The organism is Mesoflavibacter sp. CH_XMU1404-2 (genome assembly GCF_037029465.1).
Taxonomy (GTDB): domain Bacteria; phylum Bacteroidota; class Bacteroidia; order Flavobacteriales; family Flavobacteriaceae; genus Mesoflavibacter.
The window spans coordinates 454,414-479,245 of sequence record NZ_JAYMEM010000026.1 but is presented as its reverse complement, the minus strand read 5'-3'; the positions used below and the strand labels follow the sequence as shown (position 1 = coordinate 479,245).

The window sequence follows — 24,832 nt, the reverse complement described above, 5'->3', positions numbered from 1 at the left end:
TAAAATATAGTTTTTAATGATGTGTTTTCATCTTACCCTTTCGCTTTGCTAATTGGTTTTCTAATTCTCTAACAGCTTCACTCACACTTTTATGAAAAGTGTCTTTACTGTCTTTAGCAAATAATCTAGGTCCAGGTGCACTTAGTCTAATACTAGATATCATACCGGTTTTATCATCGCTAGTATTTTCAACTTTAAAAAACACATCAGCTCTAACTAAAAATTCATATTTATTAAATAATTTTTGCACTTTTTCTGTTGTGTACTCTTCTAAAGCCTTGCTAGCCTTTACATTATCATATTCAAATTTTATATCCATATTATTTTGGTATTAAAGTTCCTCTTAAAGATAATTAAAATTGAATTTTTTTCATATCCTTTTATTAAAAATTTAAGACAATTAAATATTGTTTATCTTTAGGCTTCAATCAAAAATATATTCAAAATGAAACTCTTAAAAACGTTATCCATTTTGTCTGTATTTGCTATTTTTTCTTGCAACGATACAGATAAAAAAACAGAAACTTCTAACACAGACACTACTGTAGATTTTAAAATTGATTACGAAAAATTCACATTAGACAATGGTTTAGAAGTTATTCTTCACGAAGACCATTCAGACCCAATTGTTGCTGTTGCAACTATGATGCATGTTGGTTCTAACCGAGAAAAACCTGGTAAAACAGGATTTGCACACTTTTTTGAACACATGAGTTTTAATGATTCTGAAAATGTGCCAGTTGGTGCTAACAGAAAAATGATTCCAGAATGGGGCGGAAGTAGAAATGGAGGAACTTGGAGTGACGGTACCGTATATTACGAAGTAGTGCCAAAAGATGCATTTGAGAAAATTATGTGGATAGATTCAGATCGTTTTGGATACATGATTAACACTGTAACTAAAGAGGCTTTAGAGCGCGAAAAACAAGTTGTTAAAAACGAAAAACGTCAGCGTGTTGACAACTCTCCTTACGGATATACAGACGAAGTTATTAGAAAAAACTTATATCCAGAAGGGCATCCATACAGTTGGACAGTTATCGGTTCTTTACCAGATTTACAAGCAGCAACTTTAGAAGATGTTAAAGAGTTTTACAACAAATATTACGGAGCTAGTAATGCATCACTAGTAATTGCTGGTGATATTAATATTGAAGAAACTAAAGACTTAGTAAAAAAGTGGTTTGGAGAAATACCAAGTGGACCAGAAGTAGAAGACTTAAGTTTTGAGCCTGTTAAATTAGACAGTGTAAAAGCATTATATTTTGAGGATAACTTTGCAAAATTACCAGAATTACGCATGGTAATCCCAACGGTTAAAGAATATCATAAAGACACTTATGCTTTAAATATTTTAGGTCAATTATTAAGCGGAAGTAAAAAATCGCCTTTATATAATGTTATTGTTGAAGAAGAAAAATTAGCACCAAGTGTAAGTTCTTACCAAAGTAGCAGTGAGCTAGCAGGAGAGTTTGTGTTTAGAGTTCGTGCAAATGCCAATACAGATTTAGATAGCGTAAAAGTTGCTATTGAAGAAGGTCTAAAACGTTTTGAAACTAATGGTGTCAATGAAAAAGAACTAAAACGTATCAAAGCAGAGCTTGAAACTCAGTTATATCAAGGTGTTAGTACGGTTTTAAATAAAGCATTTCAATTAGTACAAGATAACGAGTTTGGTGGTGATCCAAGCTATATCACAAAAACAGCAAACCTGACTAATGCTGTTACAGCAGAAGATGTTATGCGTGTTTACAATCAATATATAAAAGATAAAAACTACGTGATGACAAGCTTTGTTCCTAAAAATCAAGTGGAGTTAGCTGTAGCAGATAGTAAAGAAGCAGAAGTTTGGATTGAAGAAGTAAAGCAAAATGTTGCTAACGAAGAAGTGAGTCAAGGTGAAGAAGCTATTTACGATAAAACACCTAGTAAATATGATAGAAGTGAACCTCCTTTTGGAGAATTACCAGTATTTAAATCACCAGACATTTGGAAAGGCGAATTGGCTAATGGTATGGATTTATACGGTATAGAAAACACAGAAGTACCTTTAGTACAGTTTGATATTACAATTCCTGGTGGACAACTTTTAGATCCAGAAGGTAAAGAAGGCGTAGCTAGTTTATTTAGTGATGTAATGATGCAAGGTACAGCAACAAAGTCGCCAGCAGATTTAGAAGAAGCTATTGGACTGTTAGGAGCAAATATTTATATGTATAGTAGTGATGAAGACTTTCATATTGCAGGTTCATGCTTAACTAAAAACTTTGACGAAACCATTAAATTAGTCAAAGAAATTATCTTAGAACCTCGTTGGGACGAAAAAGAATTTGACCGCCTAAAACAAGCTTTAGAAACTAATTTAAAGGGTCGCGAAGCTAATCCAAACGCAATTGCAAGTAATGTGTATAGCCAATTATTATACGGTGAAGATAGCCGTTACGGCATACCAAGTTCTGGGACTTTAGAAAGCACTAAAGACATAACCATGGAAGATATGAAAGCTTATTACAAAAATTTAGTACCAAGTCAAGCTACTTTCCATATTGCTGGAGATGTTGATAAAGACGAAACTATTGCTGCACTTCAACCATTAAATGAATGGAAAGGTGAAGCGGTTTCTATTCCAGAAGCAAACATTGAAGCTAATGATACTGCTGGTAAATTGTATTTTGTAGACGTACCAGACGCAAAACAATCTGTATTATATATAGGAAAACTAGCGTTATCTGGAAAAGATGAAAATGCAAATAACTTAGATTTTGCTAACGAAATTTTAGGTGGCGGATCTAGCGGAAGATTATTCCAAACCTTAAGAATTGGTAAAGGATATACTTACGGCGCATACTCTAATATTTCAGAAGCAAATGTTATCAGTCCATTTACTATAAGAACAAGTGTACGTGCAAATGCAACTTTAAAATCTTTAGAGATTATCAAAGACATGGTTAAAGGTTACGAAAGTAGTTTTACAGAAAACGAAGTAGAACTTACTAAAAACAAAATCTTAAAAGGAAACACTAGAGCTTACGAAAGTTTAGGTGCGCAATTAGGTATTTTAAGACGCATGAGTAAATACGATAGAGCAGAGGATTACCTTGATAAAAACCAAGAAGAGTTAATCAATATGACTCTTCAAGATTATAAGTCAATCATCAATAAATATATGAATGAAGAAGATTTAACTTACTTAGTAGTTGGTGATAAAGCTACACAGTTTGAAGAAGTTAAAAAACTTGGTAAACCAGTAATAGAACTTGATATTTATGGAAATAAGCTATAATTTTTAAACAAAAGTTAATTAAAAGCGTAACAAAAGTTACGCTTTTTTTATGTCTAAATATTAACAAATGTTAAACCTTCATAGATATATATTAAAGTTTGCTTAAATGACTTGACAAGACCCTAAAATCACTGTATATTATTATAAACCAAAAATCTACAATGATGAAAAAGATACTTACCATTTTAGCATTTTTAATTACAACTTCAATTGTAGCACAAGATACATTCACTCAAAAACATTCAGAAAAGTTAGATGAAAGAGCTACCGAAATTGCTAAAGCATACGACAAACAATTAGAAATGACCACCAAACAATTTATGTTGTTTGAAAAGAAAGTAGAGGAGTTTCTAATTACAAGAAATAAAATTGAAAATAACTTCACAGGAAAAACCAAATTAGCCAAATTATATAATATGCAGCGTGAAGAAACTGCAGAAATGGCGGACATTTTAACACAAATTCAGTTAGATGTTTACAAGCAAATAAAGGATGATATTCAACCCTTAGACGAAGTAAAATAACCATTTATATAATTGATTAATAACAGATTAAAATTAACCGATTTAAAATTATTAAGTCGGTTTTTTTCATCTAAAACTTTTAAAATTAAGTTAAACTACTTGGAAATATATTCCATGGTAAATATATTTGTATAAAAATCAAACAATATGACCTTATATAACGAATACAAACTAAAAAACACAACCCTTAAAAACAGAATCGTAATGGCACCAATGACGCGTAGTCGTGCGATTGATAACATTCCTAACGATTTAATGACCGAGTATTACAGCCAACGTACTGGTGCTGGATTAATTATTAGCGAAGGTACATCGCCATCTGTTAATGGTGTTGGTTATGCACGTATACCAGGCGCTTACAGTCCTGCACAAATAGAAGGTTGGAAGCAAGTTGCCGAAGGTGTACACAAAAACGACGGAAAAATATTTGTGCAATTAATGCATTGCGGACGTATAGCTGCAGACGAAAATCTTCCTGAAGGAGGAGAAGTTATCTCAGCAAGTGCTGTACAAGCAGATGGAGAAATGTACACAGATGCTAAAGGTATGCTACCACATACTACGCCAAGAGCAATGACTTTAAAAGATATAGAAAGCACTCAAAATGAATATGTTAATAGCGCAAAATTATTAGTAGATACAGGCATTGATGGCGTCGAGTTACACGCTGCAAACGGATACTTATTAGAGCAGTTTTTAAATCCAAAATCTAACGTAAGAGAAGATAATTACGGAGGAAATTTTGAAAACAGAGCTCGTTTTGTACTAGAAACAACAGAAAAAGTAGTTGCTGCTATTGGCGGTGACAAAGTAGGAATACGTTTATCTCCATACGGTGTTAACGGAGATGTGCAACATGATTACGAAGATTTAGTAGAACTATACAACTATTTAGCTTTAGAGCTTAAAAAGCTTGGTATAGCATACATACACATTGCAGATCATACTGCAATGGGCGCACCAGAATTTAAAACAGATATTAAAGCAACTATAAAAGGAGCTTTTGTTGGAACTGTAATTTCTGGTGGTGGCGTTGCTAGCGAAGCAGATGCTCAAAAAGTTTTAGATGAAGGTATGGATTTAGTTTACGTTGGTAGACCATTTATATCTAATCCAGATTTAGTAGAAAAATTTAAAAACCATAAAGAATTACAAGACCCAAATCCTGATACGTTTTACACACCAGGAAAAGAAGGTTATACAGATTATTAAAAGTGAATCCCTTAGAATACTATTACTATTAATAGTTTTGATTAGTTAGTTTTAAAACGCTTGGAGTAATCTAGGCGTTTTTTAATTGCTATGAATTGAAAGTATAGAGTACAATCTAAAAACTTCTATTTTACATAATATAAATTATAGAACAATTATAATAATTAGCTTAATAACGAGGAACGAGATATTTGACATAATTTTCAATACAATAACACGTATGTGTTTCATATTGTAAAAAATTATGTCAAGCTAATTATTATAAATCCAAAATAAATATTTGTTATCCATACTTGATTCTGAATCAATATTAATCCTAATTTTTTATTTCAAAAATAATATGATTTCTAACGTTGTTCGAAATGACTTTGAAAAATCTAAAAAAATGGTCATTTTCATAATTCTCATAATTTTAATATTCTGTACAACTAATAAAAAATTTTTAAATACGCGATTCTCAGCGATTAGATAATTTCAACCTAAAACATAAAAAAGCTGATATAAATAAATACATCAGCTTTTAAAAAGATTATAAATTGTAAAATTTAAGTCGTTTACTTTTTTACAATCTTATAATAAAATTGATTTCCGTTTTCTAAAGTGACATTTATAAAATAAACTCCAGCAGATTGATCTATCGTTAATGTTTCTTTATTTTTTGAAAACACTGTTGAAGTCGTTAAAACTTGTCCTTTTGTATTATACAATTTTAAAGTTGCATTACTAATTACTTTACCAAAATCTAAAGTTACTTGTCCTGTAGTTGGATTTGGATATACTACAATTTTATAGTCTGTTTTAATAACTTCTTCTGTACTAAGAACACCTTCACCACCAGAAATTGTAAAATCACAACCAGCTGCATTTGAAGTCCAAGTACCATTTGGAGGAAAATTAGTATCTGAATTATTAAAAGCTAAGCCAGTACCCATGATATTATACGAAATAATACATTCTTCTAATATACTGTCATATACACAAGCTCCATATTCTAATATCCACGCAGTTCCTGTCCAATATATTCTATATTCTTGCGGTACACCTGCACAACTACTTTGAGTTGCAGCACCAGAACAATTAGAAGTTCCTGTTTTTGTATAAACATTTTTACCGTTATTAATTTCACCTGGAATACTTATGTAATCTCCATAAGCATTTGGATCGGAACTACAACTTCCAGTTACAGAAATAGTAATATCTTCTCCTCCTGAAAGAATAAAATTGCAATCAAAATTATTTTCAATATAATCTGAAGAAACCCAATCTCCATTTGGAGGAAGTGTCGTATTAGCACTATTAGTTGCATATAAAGCTCCTGAAGTATTACCATTGGGAACACATTCTTCTCCCAATTGCCATTCGCATATAAAATATGCCCTAAGTTGCCATTCTGTTCCACTCCATTCTATCCTATATTCTGCAGTACTTAAGCAATAAGGTTGAGTTGGATTTTGGCTACAATCAACAACATTATCTGAAATATATGAGTTACGTCCGTTTACTATACCAGATATACTGTAAGTATCCATTGGACTTGTATTAGAGAAATTACAATTACTACCACTGTTAGATATTGTAATTTGTGCATTAACACTGCACACGACAAATAATAAAATTAAGAGTAAAGTTTTTTTCATATAAAAAGTAGGTTAATAGTTTGGACACCAAATATAAACATATATTAATTACATTTTTTGTCTGACCTACTTTATTTAATTATTAATTATCATAAAAAAACGCTTTAGAAAACTCTAAAGCGTTTTTAATTATAATAGTAATAGTCTATTTAAACTGTCATTCCGAAAGAGCATAGCGACGAAGAATCTCATCCTACTACGCTTCTACTCTATAATGATGCGATTTCTCTCTACGTTCGAAATGACTAATAATATGTTAGTTTATCCCAACAACCTCTAAATCAAAGATTAAATCTTGACCTGCTAACGGATGATTAGCATCTATAACAATATGGTCTGCTTCTACTTCTGCCACACGTAATTGTTGTTGTGATCCATCTGGTCTAGACGCTACTAAGCCCATACCAACTTCTGGTGTAATCTCTTTTGGTAATTCTTCTTTTGCTACTTTTTGAAACAACTCTTTACGTACGTCTCCATAAGCTTCTTCTTTTGCAATAGTTACAGTTTTCTTTTCGTTAACCGCCATATCTATTAATGCATTTTCAAAACCAGGTATTAATTGTCCTTGTCCTAATTGTGCTTGTAAAGGCTCTCTTTCTGCCGAAGTATCAAACACTTGACCATTTGTTAATTTACCTGTGTAATGTACCTGTACGGTATCGTTTGCTTTTACTTTACTCATAATTTTTGTTTATAATTTGTAAATAGCTACAAAGGTATGGCTCTTATATTGGTTTGACGAATAATTAAGAAATAGTTTAGAAATTCAACAATCAACAACTACTCCACTTCCAACTTATAACCAACACCATGTACGTTGGTTAGTTTAATGCGTTGGTCTTCTTGTAGCTTTTTTCTCAATTTAGAAATGTACGTATCCAAACTTCTACCAACTACAACACCATGGTCTTCCCAAACCCGTTTAGATAAAGTTTCACGTTTAATAATTTGGTTTGGCTGCGCTATAAAAATGCTAAGTAGCTCGCATTCTTTTTTAGACAAAGTAATTTCTTTAGCGTGTTTTATTAGCTTGTTTTGTTCTGGATAAAAGGTAAAACTACCAATAGTTTTAGCATTTGTACTAATGGGTTGTGCTGTTGCTTTGGGTTTAGATTTCAGCTTTACATACAACAATAATCCTATAATTAATAAGACTAACGGTATAGCATAATAAGCAAAAGGCGTTGTAGTTTTTATGGTATAAAACGCTACGGTTATGGTGTAGCAATCTTGTTTTAATGCTCTGCCGCCACAAGGCACAATACCTTGTTCTATATCTTGTTTCATTTGGTAGCTGTACGCTACTTGATTATCGCTGCAACGTTGTACTTCGGTAATATAATTATTTGGTAAATTGGCTTTTTTAAAACTAGTTTTTACCTGCTGTACCAAACTATCTGGATGTATGCTTAATGGTGTATTAAATTGTAATTGGTAACGGTTATCGCCCAAATCTTGTATTGGCGGTACTACCGTTGTACTATCTTGATTGCTTAATAATAGTTGGTGACCAACATCTCTTAAAGCTATTTTTACAACTTGGTTTGCTGCTGGTTCTTGTGTTTTTGTGCAAGATTGTAATACCATACTAACCAAAATTAGTACGATTACAGGTTTAAAAAATGGACGTATTAACTTCATAATTACTGTAAATAACATACATTTTTATGAGATTTTACAACTGTTGACACTTCTTTTACACTTTTTTGACACTTTTAACGGCTTATCGCTATAGTTTTATGACATCAATTTTTTTTAAATCTCATTAATCATTAAATTTAAAGTTATGAAAAAACAAGTTTTAATCCTTGGCACAGTAATTATTGCGTTTGCATTAACAGCGTTTACTGTTTTTAAAAACGACATCAAAGACGTTACACCAACGCAAATAACTACTACTGAAACTGAAGACGTGGTTTACGGACCAATGGAACACGAACCAATTAAAAAAAATGAAGTCTTTGAAGATTTTATTTATGAAATCGGCACACGTTTTATGCCTATAAAAAAATCGGTAGTCCTTAACGCAAAAACCTTAAAAGATGTCTACGATGTAGAAACACTTAATAGCATGAAAAGCTTAGAAGCGGTGCGATTACTAAAAGTGGTTAACGATAGACAACAAGATTTAAATTTAGCTGGAACAACAGCAGATTTTACCACAGAACAACTTAATTACTTACAAACGCTAGACTATGGCGACAATATTATTTTTAGAACAGAATTTATAGACAATTATTCTGGTGGTTATAACTATTCTACACCACATCATACGATTGTACCAGACGTGCAAGCACAATATTCTGAAGGTTTTAAAGCCTTAAAAACCTATTTTAAAGACCAAACCGAAACTGTTAGAAAAGATGTTGATCCAAAACAGTTAAAAGCTGGTAAACTATATTTTACAGTAACCAAAACAGGTGATGTTAAAAACATACATTTAGATCATACTTCTAATTACCCAAAAGTAGATAAGCAACTTATTAAATTGATGAAAGATTTACCTGGTACTTGGTCACCAGCAAAAGATGAAAACGGTAACACTGTTGACCAAGAGTTAGTTATTTCTTTTGGGTTGATGGGTTGTTAAATCTGTTATTTCGCACTAGATGCGGAATCTGTTTTAACCGTATGAGATACTGAAACAAGTTCAGTAAGACATAGATAATCTGTTGTCATTCCGAATGAGGTACGAAGAGGAATCACATTCTTTTTTAAAAACAATAATTATGTGATTTCTCAATACGTTCGAAATGACTTAGGGATTATTATTACTAACTATTCTGCTAAATAACAAAACAAAAAAGACATCAAAATTAACATGATGTCTTTCTTTTTTTATTGGTTTTACTAAGTATAACCCGTAATTTTACAAAAAAAATTATTGATGAGTTTACTTAGCATTTTCAGAATTATCGCACTGTTAGAAGGTGTGTCTTATATATTACTTCTATTTATTGCAACACCTATAAAGTATATGGCTGATGATCCAACTTACGTTAGAATGTTAGGGATGCCACATGGTTTATTATTTATCGCTTACATTGCAATTGCTGTTTTATTAAAACCAGAACAACAATGGAATAAACGTACATTTTTAGTCATTCTAGCAGCGTCTTTAATACCGTTTGGTACTTTTTACGTAGACAAAAAGTTTTTGGCACCAAAAAAATAGGCTTCTCTCCTACTTTTTTAATCGGTCTTTAACGTACTCTATTTTGGTTTTTCCATGTGGAGATGGTTTTCCGTTTTCATCTAAATTCACCATGATAATATCTTCAACAGAGATAATAGTTTCGCGTGTGCGCATATTACGTACTTCGCATTTTAAGGTTAACGATGTGCCACCAAACTTTTTTACGTCAATACCAATTTCAACAATATCACCTTCGGTTGCTTTGCTCATAAAGTTAATTTCACTCATGTATTTGGTGACTACTCTGTTGTTTTCTAATTGTACGATGCTATAAAGTGCAGCTTCTTCGTCTATCCACGCTAAAAGCTTACCGCCAAACAGTGTTCCGTTTGGGTTTAAATCTTCGGGTTTTACCCATTTTCTGGTATGAAATCTCATAGGTTAAAATAAATTTTGTTGTTGATCTTCATTAGGGACTTTTAATTGAGCGCCTAATTCTGCATTCAATTGTTTTATAAAATATGCCGAAAGTAACGGCGATTCTTTTTCTATATTTTGATGAATAAAAAAGTCTATCTCTTTAATTCCTTGTGTTTTCCAAGTTTTTAATCGTTCTATCCAATCGTCAAGTCGTGTATAATCTGTTGGATGATTGGCACCAACATAACGCACAAAAGCAGTTGGATTGGTTAATCGCATGTGCATTAAATCGCGTCTGCCAGCCGTATCTACAATAACATTAGATATATTATTGCTTTCTAAAAGTTGAAATAATTCTTTTGAAACCGTTGGATCGTTATACCAATCGGTATGTCTAAATTCTACTGCTAAGGGAATTTCTTTAGGCCAACCTTCAATAAAACTAACCACACGATTAAAGTCTTTTGGAGTAAAATTATTGTGCATTTGCAAAAAGATGGTGCCTAACTTTTCTTGTAAATTTACTGCAGAATATAAATAATTATCTACCACTTCTTTAACTTCGTTAAGGCGTTTCCAGTGACTAATTTCTTGATTTAACTTAGGGAAAAACTTAAAATTTGAAGGTGTTTTTTCTCTCCATTTTTCAAATTGTTCTGGCGGAAAAATTCGGTAAAACGTTGCATTAAGTTCTATACTATTAAATTGTGAAGCATAATACTCCAATTCGTCTTTTGTTCCTCTTGGATAAAAGCCTTTTAAGTCTGCTCTATTCCACTTAGCGCAACCCACATAAATTTCTGGTTCATTATCATCTTTAACCATATTAAGTACACGTTTGGTATCTTTATGGTCTTTAGGCAAAGTAAAGTCTACAGTTTCTGGGTTGGTAACGCTTCCAAATTTCATTTAAATAAGTATTTACTTCAAAATTACAACTTCTAAATTGTTAATAAGACCGTTAAAAACAATTTTTAACTATTTGTGCATTGCTAATATTTATCAATAATTTTAGTAAAAACTTACTATCATGACTACACGAGACCAACAGCTTTTAGCTGCACGACCAACCATTGAAAGTATGACCATTAACGACACTATGAGTAGTGAAGAACGTTTTCAAAACGAAACGTTAAGACCAGTAATTAAACTGCAAAACGATTTGTTTATTGAAGTGTTTAGAAACTACATTGCAAAGCATAAAAATGTGTTTTACCAATTAACCATTGAAAAGCGTTTAAATTACATTGAAAACGCAATACACAAAGATATTAAGTTTAGAAATAGCCTTAAAGGTATGGTGATTGGACAATTTACAGTAGATGAATATTTGACGTATATAAAAAACTCGTCTGCGCTTAATAAACGTATGATGAATATTGTAAAACAACGCTTGCAAAGCAACATTCAATTATTTGAAAAACCGGAGTATTTAGCTGCGGTTTAAGCTAAAATGACAACAAAACAACAACTTTTACAGATTTGTAATACACATGTAGAAAATCGCATAAAGGATTACAAAAACGAGATTGAACTTTTAAAAGAATCTTTAGAAAACAACGATAAACCGAATAACGAAGACGACGATTCTGGTAACGGTAAATTAATGAATGACCTTGAAAAAAATATAGGTTATTTAAACGAAGCCAGAAAAACACAAGAATACCTTAAACTTGTTAAAACCAACTTACTATCACCTAACGTGGCTTTAGGAAGCTTAGTAAAAACAGATAGTTTGCAATTTTTTATTGCTATTAGTTTAGGTAAATTGAATTAGATGGTGATACGTTTTATGTGATTTCTTTACAATCTCCAATAGGTCAATTATTAATGCAAAAAACAGTTGGTGATCGTTTTGAATTTAATGGCACTAAATATACCGTTACCGAAGTTGACTAATCGTTAAGTATAGAAACACCGTTAAGATCTGTAGTTAAAACATCGCTCATATAATCAAAAAATGGACGAATGGCTTTAAATGCTGTATCTACTTCATCTATAAAATGTTTAGACAATACTTGATCGTCTGTAAACTGTTTTATAAAAATGTACTGTTTACGACGTATTAAGTCTATTGCCGGATGCTCTTTATCAAAACCTTTTGGTGCTGTTTTTAAGCTATCGCCTTTAAAATCTCCCCAAATATTAGAAAAGGTTTTTTCTTTTAAAATATCACGCATCTCTTGATCGTCTATTTCAAATTCTTTTCTAATACGTAGTAAATCTTCTTTATTTGGATCCCAAAAACCTGTAGCTATAAAACTCTCATTATTAGGTTGAATATGAATATAATATCCGCCTCTTAAGTTGGGTTTTACACGGTTAAAAGAGCAACCAAAATGAGTTTTGTATGGTTGTTTGTTTTTAGAAAAACGCACATCTCTATAAATCCTAAACTGTTTTAATTTATCTATTTGATCGTGTTTATTTAATAGCTCAAACACTTCTTTATTAAAGGCTTTTACTTCTTTTTCTATCGCCTTAAATTCTGGTTTATGTTCGTTAAACCAATCTCTATCATTGTTTTTTTCTAATTGTTTTAAAAAAGTAAATACGCGTTTGGGTATAGTTGTTTCCATTACAATTTTTATAATTTAATTTTTTAATAAAGTTACAAAAAAACCTCAGTTACAACTGAGGTTTTTTGTTTCATAACAATTTATATTTTGATTTTTAATCTACTGCATCTTCAACGTCATCTGCTACATCTTCAACAGTATCTTCTACTTTTTCTCCTGTAGATTTTTCTTCTCTACAAGATGTAAATGCTGTTGCTAAAGAGAACATTAGTACTAATGCATAAATCGATTTTTTTAACGTAAATTTCATAATATTTGGTTTTTAGTGGTTAATGGTTTATTGTTCGTCCGTCATTTCTTCGACTTCTTCTTTACTTTCTTCTTTATACTCTTCAATTTCATCTTCTACGTCCTCCATTGCATCTTTAACATCATCTGAAGCTTCATCAATGTCGTCTTGCATTTCGTCCATAGTTTCTTCAATTTTTTCTTCTGGAGTTTTCTTTTCATCTCTACAACTTGTAAACACTGTGGTTAGTGAGAACAAGATTAAGAAGGTATATACTAATTTTTTCATTTTATTTGGTTTTAAATGGTTAATAAATAGAACTAATCAGCTAGCTTATTTTTGCTTCTAAATAAATTTAAGTAACTGATTAGTTGACTAGTAATTTATCTAGTTGCTCCTCTTAATAGTGATACTACAAATAGCACTAAAAAGACAAAGAATAAGATTTTTGCAATTCCTGCAGCTGCTCCTGCAATGCCACCAAAGCCTAAAATTCCGGCTATAATTGCGATAATAATAAATGTGATTGTCCAACGTAACATAATTTTTGGTTTTAAATGGTTAATGTTTAACTAACAGCGCTTTGCTTTTAGTTATTAGAGAATTGCTCCTCTAAGTTTTGAGCTTCAAATGATAATTTGTTGTCAAATTGAAGCGTTCTGATAGGAAACGGAATGTTAATATCCGCTTTATCGTATGCTTTTTTAATTTCGATAATGGCTTTACTTTTTGCTCTTAATTTTTCTAGAGCATTTTCGGCATCAATCCAAAATCTACATAAGTAATTTATTGAGCTTGATCCGTATTCTGTAAAGTAAAACTCTACATCTTCTGGTTTTTCTATTTGATCAAAAGTGTTGCAAATGGTTTCTTTAGTCAGTTGCTCTACTTGTTCTAAATCAGACTCGTAGCCTACACCGCATTCTAAAAACACTCTCATTTTTGTGGTTAGCGTGTAATTTTTTAGCGGATTCTCTAAAATCTTTTTATTAGGTATGACTACTATATTGTTATCTGCTTCTTTTAAGGTGAAATCTTTAAGATTTATATCCATTACTTCTCCAGAAAATCCATTGGTTTCTACCCAATGTCCTATTTGTATTTTCTTTCTAAAAGACAATACAATACCTGCAAAAGTGTTAGATAAAGTACCTTGTAATGCTAAACCTATTGCTAAACCTGCAACACCAGCACCAGCTAATAAAGAGGTTAATGTTTTACTAAGATTTAAGATACCTAAGGCTAAAAATAGTCCTGCTAATACTACAACTACTGCAGAAATACGTCCTACCATTTTAGTAATAGAGTTTTGCTCTACTCTTTTAGCCATTAACTTACTTACATATTTGTTTACATATTTTGAAACAAAATAGGCAGCAAACAATACTATGATTGCTAAAATTAGATTTGGTATGTTGGTTACTATAATATTAAACCAACCTTCTAATTTTTCAATTAGTAAATTATAGGCTTCTGATAGTTGATTTTTCATAATGTTGTTGTTTTAAAAGGTTAATACTGTTTTAATTATTAATTGAATAATTAACTAGCTACAGTATCTTCTTTTAATTGCTCTGTAGACTTTTTAGTCCAAGCATTTAACATCCAACTTGTTTTTTCTAATTCTCTAATGTATGCTCCAATTAAATCTACAGTACCTTCATCACTAGCATTTTCAGCAGAATCTATAACACTAGACATTTGCGCCAAGATAATTTTATGGTCTTTTAAAAGTGAATCTATCATTGCTTGGTCAGAAATCATAGCGCTTTCCTCTTGCACGGTTGCAATTTTAATGTAATCACTAAACTTGCTTACAGGGTGATGTCTAAGTGTTAAAATTCGCTCAGCTATTTCATCAATTTTTACTTGTGCGTCATTGTACATGTTTTCAAACTGTTCATGAAGGTCAAAAAAGTTTTTTCCTAATATATTCCAGTGAAAACTTCTTAATTTTTGGTAGTACATATGGTAGTCAGATAATAATGTATTTAGCTCCATTACTACTGGTAATAATTTTTCATCTTGCATATTCAAATAACTCATAATCAATATTATATTTTTGGGTTGTTTAATTTGTTTAACAATACTAAGTTACTATTAAACAATATTGATTACAGGATATTTAACTAGCTTTAACTAATAGCTTTAGCTTTTAACATAATATTGTGTTAAGAAAAATGAGTTATGTTAAATCAATTAACAGATTAATCAAACTCTAGTTTGTGAAGAATAAGTCCAGATGCAGGCGCAACATAATCTATAGCAACAGTGTTTTCGGGAGTTAAGCTAGATTTTATATCTTCTAAAGTCAGCTCTCCTTTTCCTAAATTAATTAGTGCGCCCATCATTAATCGTATTTGATTTCTCATAAAACCTTTACCTCTTACACGTAACATATACGTTGTTTCAGGGAAAAAATTTGCAGTATAAAGTGTGTTTTCTACAATTTCGCAAGTATCAATTTCTCTTTCGTAGATACCATTATCTGTTGGTCTAAAACAGTAGTTCTTTAGATAATGTTTACCTTCAAAAAGTTTTGCGCCTTCTTGCATTACCTCAATATTCAATGGATCTAAAATAGTAGTCATTATTGGCGCACAAAATGGATGAAATTTCCCGCCAAAAGCAAAAATGTATATATATTCTTTAGTTTTTGAAGATTGAATAATATTAAAACTAGCATCTACTTCTCTGATAGATTTAGCACGAATATCTTGAGGTAAATTGTAATTAAACAACTCTAAAAACGCGTCAAAATCTTCAATAGATTCTTCTAAAAACAACTCGAAAGCAGCATTTTCTGCACTAACCATTGCATCTGTACGACCAGAAACTAAAGTTTTAAAAGGCTTTTTATTTAAAATGAAATTTAAAGTACGATCTACCATTAAATGTAAGGTTTTTACATCGGGTTGTTTTTGCCATCCGTGAAAACGATAGCCTAAGTATTGAATGGTGATAACGTAAAAGAATTTCTTTTTCATAATTATTGCCGAAAATAAGTTTTTACATCACAATTGGCAAAAATTTTATAAATTGTATATCACAAAAACTAACTAAATTTTAAAAATTATGACAACAACTGCACAAAAACCACCAATTTGGTTCTGGATAGTAAGCGTTATTGCTTTAATATGGAACGCAATGGGTGTAATGGCTTACTTAGGACAAGCCTTTTTAACAGAAGAAGCTTTAGCTGCAATGCCGCCAGAACAACAAGAAATGTATAGTATAGATTATCCTGCATGGTATACAGCAGCGTTTGCTATTGCTGTATTTGCTGGATTTATTGCATGTATTATGCTTTTAGCAAGAAAAAAATTAGCTAATATCTTATTTATAATTTCATTTATTGCGGTAATAGTTCAATCTATTTTTACATTCTTTCTTTCGCCTTTAAAGGATAAAATGACTGCTTTTGACTCATCAATGTCAATTTCAATACCTGTTATAGCAATACTTTTAATTATTTTCTCAAATAAAGGTATTGCAAAAGGTTGGCTTAAATAACAAACAACAACTCAAGTAAAAAAAGCATTAGAAATTTCTAATGCTTTTTTATTTGTCAATAAATCTTAGATTTGTTTATCAACATTTAAAATTATGGTTCTATCTACTTTAGATTGGGTAATTATTGCCTTTTTCTTAATTCTTTTTGCTGCAATCGGAATTTTTGTTTCTAAACAAGCCGGAAAAGATACAAAATCATTCTTCTTATCAAGCCGAAATATGCCTTGGTGGTTACTAGGTGTAAGCATGGTTGCAACAACTTTTGCTGCAGATACACCTGGTTTGGTTACCGAATTGGTTAGAACAAACGGCGTTTCCGGAAACTGGGTTTGGTGGGCATTATTATTAACAGGAATGTTGACCGTATTTTTTTATGCAAAACTTTGGAGAAAAAGCGGAATTACAACTGATTTAGAGTTTTATGAACTACGCTATAGCGGAAAAACAGCTGGTTTTTTACGTGGATTTAGAGCTATTTACCTTGGTGTTATTTTTAATATCATTACTATGGCTGGCGTATGTTTGGCTGGAGCAAAAATTGCAAATATTTTATTAGGAATTTCTCAAGAAGAAATGCTACTCTACGCTTCTATTATTGTTGTGATTTACTCAACATTAGGAGGATTAAAAGGTGTTTTGATTACAGATTTTATTCAGTTTATTATTGCAATGGTTGGAAGTATTTGGGCTACGATTTATATTGTTAATATCCCTGAAATTGGAGGCATCAACAATCTTTTAACTAATGAAAATGTAGTAGATAAATTAGCCTTTTTTCCTGATTTTAGCAACACAGAAGCACTAATAACTTTGCTAATTATTCCGTTAGCTGTACAATGGTGGAGCACTTGGTATCCTGGTGCAGAACCTGGTGGCGGCGGATATATTGCACAACGAATGCTAGCTGCTAAAAACGAAAAACATGCGACTTGGGCAACTTTATTTTTTAATGTTGCACATTACGCCATCAGACCTTGGCCTTGGATTGTGGTTGGTTTGGCATCTATTGTAATATTTCCAAATTTAGAAACTATTTCTAACACCTTTCCAAACCTTACCAACCAAATGAAAGGTCATGACGTTGCTTACGCAGCAATGATGACCTATTTACCTGCTGGATTAATTGGTATAGTTTTAACATCACTTATTGCGGCGTTTATGAGTACCATTTCAACACAATTAAATTGGGGAAGCTCATATATTGTTAATGATTTTTATAAACGATTTTTAAAACCAGAAGCTACAGATAAAGAGCAGGTTTTAGTTGGACGTATTTCAACAGTGTTATTGATGCTATGCGCTGCGTTATTTTCATTTTATCTACAATCGGCAGCAGATGTATTTAATCTGTTACTTCAAATTGGTGCTGGAACAGGATTATTATTTATTTTACGATGGTTTTGGAGCAGAATTAACCCTTACAGCGAAATTGCAGCTATGGTCATTTCGTTTTTAATCGCAGTTTTCTTTTTTATTAACGGAAAACTAGAAACACCTTTAGTAGACATTGCTGAACATTGGCAATTAGTATTTGGTGTTGTTACTACTACAATAGGATGGATTATTGTGACGTTAATAACTCAACCTTCAGATGCAAAAACATTAGCTTCTTTTAATGCTTTGATATTTGGTGACGAATCAAAATTTAAAGGTTTTGGCAATAAAACAATTAGTTTTTTCTGTGGTGTTTTTGGTGTTTACGCATTATTGTTTTCAATTGGAAGTTTTATTTATGGCAATAGCTTAAAAGGATTTGTATTATTAGTTATTACAACTGTTTTAGGGTTTATTATTTACCGATTAAATAAGGATTAGTGTCTTTCTTTTAAAACCTTAATCACATCTTCCAACTTAAAACCTTTTGCTTGCAATAACATTAAATAGTGAAACAACAAATCGGCACTTTCATTTAAAAATAAATCGTCGTTATTATCTTTAGCTTCAATAACGACTTCTACAGCTTCTTCACCAACTTTTTGAGCCACTTTATTAATTCCTTTTGCAAATAATGAAGCTACATACGATTTTTCAGTATTACCAGCTTCTACTCTACTTTGTATTGTGTTTTCTAATTGGGTTAAAAATCCGTAAGATTCGGTATTAGCTTCATTCCAACATGTATCGCTTCCAGTGTGGCATATTGGTCCTTTTGGATTTACAATTACTAACAAAGTATCGTTATCACAATCTAATTTAATATCTACTAAGTTTAAAACGTTACCGCTTTCCTCACCTTTGGTCCAAAGTCGGTTTTTGGTACGACTAAAAAAGGTTACTAGCTTTGTATCTTGAGTTTTTTTAAGCGCTTCTTCATTCATATAACCAAGCATCAACACATTTTTGGTTGTTGCATCTTGAATGATTGCTGGGACTAATCCGTCTTTATTTTTATTGAAATCTATGTTCATAATGTTGATTTTTGGATTCCGCATCAAGTGCGGAATGACAATTTATAGTCTAACAGAAACACCTTTCTGTTTTAATTCTTCTTTTAAGTCTTTTATTTCTATTTCACCAAAATGAAATACACTTGCAGCCAAAGCAGCATCGGCTTTTCCTACTTTAAAAGTATCTGTAAAATGTTTAATAGTTCCTGCGCCACCAGACGCAATGATTGGGATATTTACAGTGTCTGATAGTTTAGCCAAAGCTTCATTTGCAAATCCGTTTTTTGTTCCATCGTTATTCATCGAGGTAAACAGAATTTCGCCTGCGCCTCTTGTTTCAACTTCTTTTGCCCAATCGAATAGATCTATTTCGGTTGGAATACTTCCACCAGCTAAATGCACTTTCCATTGTTCTTTAACTTGTTTGGCATCTATAGCAACTACAACACATTGGCTACCGAATTTACTTGACAATTCATTAACCAATTCTGGTCGTTTTACAGCTGAAGAATTTACAGATATTTTATCTGCACCAGATTTTAAAAGCATATCTACATCTTCTACACTTGAAATTCCGCCACCAACGGTAAATGGAATATTGACTTGTCCTGCGACTTTAAGCACCATTTCAATTATTGTTTTTCTAGCTTCTAAAGTTGCAGAAATATCTAAAAACACCAATTCGTCTGCACCTTTTTCTGCATACTGTTTTGCTAATTCTACAGGATCGCCTGCATCTCTTAAATTAACAAAATTAACGCCTTTAACGGTTCGACCGTTTTTAATATCTAGACAAGGTATGATTCGTTTTGTTAGCATTTATTTGGCTTTTGGCTCTTGGCTTTTTGCTTCTAACGTGTTGCTAAAAGCAAAAGGCTAAAGGCTAATTATTTATATTATAAAAAGCGTTCTAATTCTTTTAAACTTATTCTGTTTTCGTAAATAGCTTTTCCAATTATGATTCCATCGCAACCAATTTCAGATAAAACTTCAACATCTTCAATAGTAGTTACTCCACCAGAAGCGATAAGTTTAACAGATTGATCTGCGCTACCATTGGTACATTGGTTGATTATTTTTTTATACAAACCTACTGATGGACCTTGAAGCATTCCGTCTTTTGAAATATCTGTACATACCACATATTGAATACCATTTTTTTGATAGTCTTGTATAAATGGTACAACGTCTAAACTACTTTCTTCTAACCAACCAGAAATGGCGATTTTTTCATTTTTACAATCGGCACCAAGGATGATTTTTTGCGTTCCATATTTATTAATCCATCTTAAAAAAGTGTCTGTGTTTTTTACAGCTATACTTCCACCGGTAATTTGTTTAGCTCCAGAATTAAAAGCTATAAATACATCGTCGTCTGATTTAAGTCCGCCACCAAAATCAATTTTTAAATTGGTTTTTGTTGCTACCTTTTCTAAAACTTTATAATTGACTACGTGGTCTGCTTTTGCACCTTCCAAATCCACCATATGTAAGTATTCTATGCCTGCATCTTCAAATTGTTTGGCAACTTCTAACGGATTTTCATTGTACATTTTTGTAGTGCTGTAATCGCCTTTAGTTAATCTTACGCACTTTCCTTCTATTATATCTATTGCTGGTATTATTCTCAAAATAATTGTTAGTTTCTAGTTGTTAATATTTAGTTTTAAAAAATTCTTAAGAATTTTTTCTCCTTCTTTTCCACTTTTTTCTGGATGAAATTGTACTCCGTAAAAATTGTTTTTTTGTAATGCTGAAGCGTATTTTACATCATAAGCTGTTGTTGCAATTGCCTCTTGGCATTGTTCTGCATAAAAACTATGCACCAAATACATAAATTCATTCTCTTTGATATCTTTAAACAAATCTGATTGAAGATTACATATCGTATTCCAACCCATTTGTGGCACTTTTACTGTGTCTGAAAACCGTTTTACATCTACATCAAAAATACCTAAGCCTTTTGTATGTCCTTCTTCTGTAGATTTACACATTAATTGCATACCTAAACAAATCCCTAAAACCGGTTGTTTTAACTGTGGAATTAATCGATCTAAACCTGATTCTTTTAGCTTTTGCATTGCACTACTCGCCTCGCCTACACCAGGAAAAATCACTTTATCTGCTTCTTTAATTTCTTTTGGATTGTTGGTTAACAACGATTCAAAACCTAAGCGTTTAAAAGCAAATTGAATGCTTTTGATGTTTCCTGCACCGTAATTTATGATGACTATTTTCATTTATTGTCATTCCTGCGAAGGCAGGAATCTTATTTATTATTGTTCATTTTTTTTAGATTCCGTATCAAGTACGGAATGACAAGTACTACAACATACCCTTTGTACTTGGTAAAATCATTTTTTCAACGTCGCGTTTTACAGCCATTTTTATTGCTTTAGCAAATGCTTTAAAAATCGCTTCAATTTTGTGATGCTCGTTTGTGCCTTCTGCTTTGATGTTTAGGTTACATTTTGCACCATCTGTAAAGGATTTAAAGAAGTGAAAAAACATTTCGGTTGGCATTTTGCCAATCATTTCGCGTTTAAAATCGGCTTCCCAAACCAACCAATTTCTACCACCAAAATCTATTGCAGCTTGCGCAAAACAATCGTCCATTGGTAAGCTAAAACCGTAACGTTCTATACCTAACTTGTTACCTAAAGTCGTTGCAAACACTTCACCTAAAGCTATTGCTGTATCTTCAATTGTGTGATGCTCGTCTACCTCTAAATCACCATCGACTTTAATGTTTAAATCTAATTGTCCGTGACGCGCAATTTGGTCTAACATATGGTCGAAAAAAGCAATACCTGTATCGATATTACTTTGTCCTGTTCCGTCAAGATTTAAATCGATTTTAATCTTGGTTTCGTTGGTGTTTCGTTCGATGCTTCCTGTGCGTTCTTTAGCTTTTAAGAATTTGTAAATCTCTTCCCAATCGTTACTTTCTAATCCGATAAACTGGTCTAAAGAATCTCGTTTTACCGTAATTTCGTCCGTTCCTAAATTGGTATTGTCATTGATAAAAATGCCTTTAGAACCAAGGTTTTTAGCTAATTCGACATCGGTTAATCGGTCACCAATAACAAACGAATTTTCTAAATCGTAATCTTCGCTAAAATATTTGGTTAACAAACCTGTATTTGGCTTTCTAGTTGGTGCGTTATCCTTGGCAAAAGTTCTGTCTATAAATTGTTCTTCAAAAATAACACCTTCGTTTTCAAAAGATTGAAGCACAAAATTATGTATTGGCCAAAACGTGTTTTCTGGATACACATCTGTTCCCAATCCATCTTGATTGGTAATCATTACGATTTCGAAATCTAATTCTTTGGCAATTTTACTTAAATATGTGAAGACTTTTGGGTAAAATACCAACTTCTCAAAACTATCGATTTGTTCGTCTGCTGGTTCTTTAATTAATGTGCCGTCACGGTCTATAAATAGTACTTTTTTCATCTTATTTGTCATTCCTGCGCAGACAGGAATCTATTATTAGTTTAACTTCTTTAATACTTCAATCAATTTCTCATTTTCTTCACTCGTGCCAACCGTAAAACGCAAACAATTTTCACAAAGTGGCTGATTGGTTCTGTTGCGAACAACAATGCCTTTTTTTACTAATTGATTATATCGTTTTGTCGCATCATCTACCTTAATTAACACAAAGTTGGCCTGTGTTGGATATATAGTGTGAATCCAAGTAATCGACTTTAACGCTTTAATTAACAAGCTTCTTTCTGAAATTATATTCTGAATTTCGTTTTGAACGTCTTGTTGCTTTTCTAAACGTTGGAATGCCTTTTGCTGCGTTAATTGATTGACGTTATATGGTGGTTTTATTTTGTTTAAAATTGAAATAATTTCGGTTGAAGCGTAGCAAATTCCTAGTCTGATGCCTGCCATTCCGTAAGCTTTAGACAACGTTTGTGTAACTATCAAATTTGGAAAATCTGATAATTTAGATATCCAACTTTCATCTTCTGAAAAATCGATATACGCTTCATCAATCACTACTATTCCATTGAAATTAGTTAATAATTTTTCAATTTTTGAAGCTTCAAAACTATTCGCTGTTGGATTGTTTGGCGAACATAAAAATAACAGTTTTGTATTGTCGTTTTGAGTGTTTAAAATGTCGTTTACTTTTGGTTGAAAATTTGCATCCAATTCAATCCTTAAAACCTCTATAGCATTTGTATTTGCTAATACGTTGTACATTCCATAAGTTGGCGGTAATGTGATAACATTATCTTGGTTTGGCTCGCAAAATGCTCTAAAAATTAAGTCTAACACTTCATCACTTCCGTTACCTAACAGGATATTTTCGATTGGAATGTGTTTAATATTTGACAACATCGATTTTACATCTTTTTGTTGAGGATCTGGATAACGATTTACACCATTTTCAAACGGATTTTCATTAGCATCTAAGAAAATCATTTGGTTTGATGTTGCGTCTTTAAACTCATCTCTCGCCGAAGAATACGGTTTTAAAGCTGCAATGTTTGGTCTGACTAAGTTATTTATGTTGAAATTTCGTTTCATATTATAATCTTTAGATTCTTCGCTTTCATTTCGACTGCGCTCAATGTGACAGCTCTGAATGACATTAATTCGTTAAGTCTTTTAATCTAATCGAAACTGCGTTTTTGTGCGCTTGTAAACCTTCAGCTTCAGCCATTAGTTCTATGGTGTTTCCTATGTTTTTTAAACCTTCTTTTGTGATGTTTTGAAACGTAATCGCTTTTGTGAAACTGTCTAAATTTACGCCTGAATACGCTTTGCTAAATCCATTAGTTGGCAAGGTATGATTAGTACCAGATGCATAATCGCCAGCACTTTCCGGTGTGTAATTACCAATAAATACAGAACCTGCATTTTGAATACCATCAACATAAAAGTCGTTGTTTTTAGTCGCAACAATAAAGTGTTCTGGACCATAATCATTGATTAATTCTAATGCTTCTTCATCTGTTTTTACTAAAATAGATTTTGAATTATTGATAGCTTGTTGCGCAATGTCTTGTCTTGGTAATGCTTTAATTTGCGTTTTAATTTCAGTTTCAACTTCATTTATAAAATTTTCAGACGTTGATACTAAAATTACTTGACTATCAGTTCCGTGTTCTGCTTGACTTAATAAATCTGAAGCTACGTAACTTGCATTGGCGCTATCATCTGCCACAACCAACAATTCGCTTGGTCCTGCAGGCATATCGATTGCGACACCATATTTAGTAGCCAATTGCTTTGCAACAGTTACAAATTGGTTTCCTGGACCAAAGATTTTATAGACTTGCGGAATAGTTTCGGTCCCAAACGTTAATCCAGCAATCGCTTGAATGCCTCCAACTTTCAGGATTTTAGTGACACCACAAAGTTGAGCAGCATACAAAATTTCGTTAGCAATTTTACCGTCTTTATTTGGTGGCGAACATAACACAACTTCTTTACAACCAGCGATATTTGCAGGAATTGCCAACATTAAAACCGTTGAAAATAATGGCGCTGTACCAGCAGGAATATAAATCCCAACTTTTTGTATGGCACGTTTTTCTTGCCAACAAGTAATTCCAACAGACGTTTCTACGCTTACCTTTTCTGTTTTTTGTGCTTTGTGAAAGACTTCAATATTTGACTTCGCTTGGTTAATTGCAGCTTTTAATTCTGTAGATAATTTTGAAGATGCTTCTTTGATCTCTTGTGTAGTCACGAGATTAGATTGTAAGTCTGCTCCATCAAATAACTTTGTATATTTTGAAACTGCAGCATCACCGTTGCGTTGTATGTCTTCAAAAATTTGATTTACCGTACTTTCTATATCGTTAACAGTTTGTGTTGGTCGTTTTAAAAGTTCTGACCACGTGTTTTTATTTGGGTATTTTATTGTTTTCATTTCTTCTCGT

Annotated in this window: 30 protein-coding genes; 10 read left to right on the top strand and 20 right to left on the bottom strand. The window is 32.1% G+C overall.

Features of this window, described 5'->3' with window-relative positions; all coding sequences use genetic code 11:
• Positions 1–13: 13 nt before the first annotated feature.
• Positions 14–319 carry a ribosome hibernation-promoting factor, HPF/YfiA family gene (gene hpf / locus WA327_RS10670; RefSeq protein WP_336069554.1) on the bottom strand — a complete coding sequence of 102 codons (306 nt, stop codon included), beginning with the start codon at positions 317–319 and terminating at the stop codon, positions 14–16.
• 126 nt (positions 320–445) lie between these two features.
• On the opposite strand from hpf, the gene WA327_RS10665 reads away from it, so the two are divergent.
• From WA327_RS10665 to WA327_RS10655, 3 genes are all read left to right on the top strand, one after another.
• A complete protein-coding gene (locus WA327_RS10665; RefSeq protein WP_336069553.1) occupies positions 446–3,283 on the top strand; it encodes a pitrilysin family protein in 2,838 nt (945 codons plus the stop codon).
• Between the two features lie 164 nt (positions 3,284–3,447).
• Positions 3,448–3,807: a hypothetical protein gene (locus WA327_RS10660; RefSeq protein WP_336069551.1), complete on the top strand. Its 360-nt coding sequence runs from the start codon at positions 3,448–3,450 to the stop codon at positions 3,805–3,807.
• 147 nt (positions 3,808–3,954) lie between these two features.
• Positions 3,955–5,019: an alkene reductase gene (locus WA327_RS10655; RefSeq protein WP_336069549.1), complete on the top strand. Its 1,065-nt coding sequence runs from the start codon at positions 3,955–3,957 to the stop codon at positions 5,017–5,019.
• A 554-nt stretch (positions 5,020–5,573) separates the two neighbouring features.
• Here WA327_RS10655 and WA327_RS10650 read toward each other — a convergent pair.
• From WA327_RS10650 to WA327_RS10640, 3 genes are all read right to left on the bottom strand, one after another.
• On the bottom strand, positions 5,574–6,656 hold the full coding sequence (locus tag WA327_RS10650) for a T9SS type A sorting domain-containing protein (RefSeq protein WP_336069548.1): 1,083 nt from the start codon (positions 6,654–6,656) through the stop codon (positions 5,574–5,576).
• 256 nt (positions 6,657–6,912) lie between these two features.
• A complete protein-coding gene (locus WA327_RS10645; RefSeq protein WP_336069547.1) occupies positions 6,913–7,341 on the bottom strand; it encodes a peptidylprolyl isomerase in 429 nt (142 codons plus the stop codon).
• A gap of 98 nt (positions 7,342–7,439) precedes the next feature.
• Positions 7,440–8,318 (bottom strand): winged helix-turn-helix domain-containing protein, encoded by an 879-nt coding sequence (locus WA327_RS10640; RefSeq protein ID WP_336069546.1) that lies wholly within the window; start codon positions 8,316–8,318, stop codon positions 7,440–7,442.
• Positions 8,319–8,445: 127 nt separating this feature from the next.
• Here WA327_RS10640 and WA327_RS10635 point away from each other — a divergent pair, with 127 nt between their 5' ends.
• On the top strand, positions 8,446–9,249 hold the full coding sequence (locus WA327_RS10635; protein WP_336069544.1) for a hypothetical protein: 804 nt from the start codon (positions 8,446–8,448) through the stop codon (positions 9,247–9,249).
• Between the two features lie 297 nt (positions 9,250–9,546).
• Positions 9,547–9,834 (top strand): DUF3817 domain-containing protein, encoded by a 288-nt coding sequence (locus tag WA327_RS10630; protein ID WP_336069543.1) that lies wholly within the window; start codon positions 9,547–9,549, stop codon positions 9,832–9,834.
• Between the two features lie 9 nt (positions 9,835–9,843).
• Here the strand turns inward: WA327_RS10630 and WA327_RS10625 are convergent, their stop codons facing one another.
• Positions 9,844–10,233 (bottom strand): hotdog domain-containing protein, encoded by a 390-nt coding sequence (locus WA327_RS10625; protein ID WP_336069541.1) that lies wholly within the window; start codon positions 10,231–10,233, stop codon positions 9,844–9,846.
• Positions 10,234–10,236: 3 nt separating this feature from the next.
• Complete coding sequence (locus WA327_RS10620; RefSeq protein WP_336069539.1) at positions 10,237–11,124, bottom strand: DUF72 domain-containing protein; 888 nt, start codon at positions 11,122–11,124, stop codon at positions 10,237–10,239.
• 121 nt (positions 11,125–11,245) lie between these two features.
• Between WA327_RS10620 and WA327_RS10615 the strand changes: the two genes are divergently transcribed.
• The 3 genes from WA327_RS10615 to WA327_RS15075 are packed head-to-tail and all read left to right on the top strand — an operon-like array spanning position 11,246 to position 12,114.
• Positions 11,246–11,662: a glyoxalase gene (locus WA327_RS10615; RefSeq protein WP_336069537.1), complete on the top strand. Its 417-nt coding sequence runs from the start codon at positions 11,246–11,248 to the stop codon at positions 11,660–11,662.
• 6 nt (positions 11,663–11,668) lie between these two features.
• The gene (locus WA327_RS10610; protein ID WP_336069534.1) at positions 11,669–11,992 is read left to right on the top strand and encodes a hypothetical protein; all 324 of its coding nucleotides are present in this window, start codon (positions 11,669–11,671) and stop codon (positions 11,990–11,992) included.
• Positions 11,993–12,009: 17 nt separating this feature from the next.
• Positions 12,010–12,114: a GreA/GreB family elongation factor gene (locus WA327_RS15075; protein WP_407942461.1), complete on the top strand. Its 105-nt coding sequence runs from the start codon at positions 12,010–12,012 to the stop codon at positions 12,112–12,114.
• On the opposite strand, the gene WA327_RS10605 is transcribed toward WA327_RS15075, so the two are convergent.
• From WA327_RS10605 to WA327_RS10575, 7 genes are all read right to left on the bottom strand, one after another.
• Positions 12,111–12,794, bottom strand: a complete 684-nt coding sequence (locus WA327_RS10605; RefSeq protein WP_336069532.1) for a DUF2461 domain-containing protein — start codon at positions 12,792–12,794, stop codon at positions 12,111–12,113. The two genes, WA327_RS15075 and WA327_RS10605, sit on opposite strands and share 4 nt — an antisense overlap.
• Positions 12,795–12,888: 94 nt before the next feature.
• Positions 12,889–13,044, bottom strand: a complete 156-nt coding sequence (locus WA327_RS10600) for a hypothetical protein (protein ID WP_336069530.1) — start codon at positions 13,042–13,044, stop codon at positions 12,889–12,891.
• A gap of 27 nt (positions 13,045–13,071) precedes the next feature.
• On the bottom strand, positions 13,072–13,311 hold the full coding sequence (locus WA327_RS10595) for a hypothetical protein (protein ID WP_336069528.1): 240 nt from the start codon (positions 13,309–13,311) through the stop codon (positions 13,072–13,074).
• Between the two features lie 95 nt (positions 13,312–13,406).
• Complete coding sequence (locus tag WA327_RS10590; protein ID WP_304144336.1) at positions 13,407–13,565, bottom strand: DUF1328 family protein; 159 nt, start codon at positions 13,563–13,565, stop codon at positions 13,407–13,409.
• A gap of 47 nt (positions 13,566–13,612) precedes the next feature.
• Positions 13,613–14,515 (bottom strand): mechanosensitive ion channel family protein, encoded by a 903-nt coding sequence (locus tag WA327_RS10585; protein WP_336069524.1) that lies wholly within the window; start codon positions 14,513–14,515, stop codon positions 13,613–13,615.
• A 50-nt stretch (positions 14,516–14,565) separates the two neighbouring features.
• On the bottom strand, positions 14,566–15,069 hold the full coding sequence (locus WA327_RS10580; RefSeq protein WP_336069522.1) for a DNA starvation/stationary phase protection protein: 504 nt from the start codon (positions 15,067–15,069) through the stop codon (positions 14,566–14,568).
• Positions 15,070–15,230: 161 nt separating this feature from the next.
• Positions 15,231–16,010 (bottom strand): tRNA pseudouridine synthase A, encoded by a 780-nt coding sequence (locus WA327_RS10575; RefSeq protein WP_407942460.1) that lies wholly within the window; start codon positions 16,008–16,010, stop codon positions 15,231–15,233.
• Between the two features lie 88 nt (positions 16,011–16,098).
• Between WA327_RS10575 and WA327_RS10570 the strand changes: the two genes are divergently transcribed.
• Both WA327_RS10570 and WA327_RS10565 read left to right on the top strand, forming a co-directional pair.
• Entirely contained in the window at positions 16,099–16,536 is a 438-nt protein-coding gene (locus tag WA327_RS10570; protein ID WP_336069520.1) for a hypothetical protein, read from the top strand.
• Positions 16,537–16,629: 93 nt separating this feature from the next.
• On the top strand, positions 16,630–18,351 hold the full coding sequence (locus tag WA327_RS10565) for a sodium:solute symporter family protein (protein ID WP_336069518.1): 1,722 nt from the start codon (positions 16,630–16,632) through the stop codon (positions 18,349–18,351).
• Here WA327_RS10565 and hisIE read toward each other — a convergent pair.
• The 7 genes from hisIE to hisD all read right to left on the bottom strand — a co-directional run bounded on the left by hisIE (position 18,348) and on the right by hisD (position 24,822).
• On the bottom strand, positions 18,348–18,944 hold the full coding sequence (gene hisIE / locus WA327_RS10560; protein WP_336069516.1) for a bifunctional phosphoribosyl-AMP cyclohydrolase/phosphoribosyl-ATP diphosphatase HisIE: 597 nt from the start codon (positions 18,942–18,944) through the stop codon (positions 18,348–18,350). The genes WA327_RS10565 and hisIE overlap by 4 nt on opposite strands.
• 42 nt (positions 18,945–18,986) lie before the next feature.
• Positions 18,987–19,742 (bottom strand): imidazole glycerol phosphate synthase subunit HisF, encoded by a 756-nt coding sequence (hisF, locus tag WA327_RS10555; protein ID WP_336069514.1) that lies wholly within the window; start codon positions 19,740–19,742, stop codon positions 18,987–18,989.
• A gap of 77 nt (positions 19,743–19,819) precedes the next feature.
• A complete protein-coding gene (hisA, locus tag WA327_RS10550; protein WP_336069513.1) occupies positions 19,820–20,554 on the bottom strand; it encodes a 1-(5-phosphoribosyl)-5-[(5-phosphoribosylamino)methylideneamino]imidazole-4-carboxamide isomerase in 735 nt (244 codons plus the stop codon).
• Positions 20,555–20,569: 15 nt separating this feature from the next.
• On the bottom strand, positions 20,570–21,163 hold the full coding sequence (gene hisH, locus WA327_RS10545) for an imidazole glycerol phosphate synthase subunit HisH (RefSeq protein WP_336069510.1): 594 nt from the start codon (positions 21,161–21,163) through the stop codon (positions 20,570–20,572).
• An 85-nt stretch (positions 21,164–21,248) separates the two neighbouring features.
• Complete coding sequence (gene hisB / locus WA327_RS10540; RefSeq protein WP_336069507.1) at positions 21,249–22,382, bottom strand: bifunctional histidinol-phosphatase/imidazoleglycerol-phosphate dehydratase HisB; 1,134 nt, start codon at positions 22,380–22,382, stop codon at positions 21,249–21,251.
• Between the two features lie 36 nt (positions 22,383–22,418).
• A complete protein-coding gene (gene hisC / locus WA327_RS10535; protein ID WP_336069505.1) occupies positions 22,419–23,471 on the bottom strand; it encodes a histidinol-phosphate transaminase in 1,053 nt (350 codons plus the stop codon).
• A 64-nt stretch (positions 23,472–23,535) separates the two neighbouring features.
• Positions 23,536–24,822 carry a histidinol dehydrogenase gene (hisD, locus tag WA327_RS10530; protein ID WP_336069502.1) on the bottom strand — a complete coding sequence of 429 codons (1,287 nt, stop codon included), beginning with the start codon at positions 24,820–24,822 and terminating at the stop codon, positions 23,536–23,538.
• Positions 24,823–24,832 lie beyond the last annotated feature (10 nt).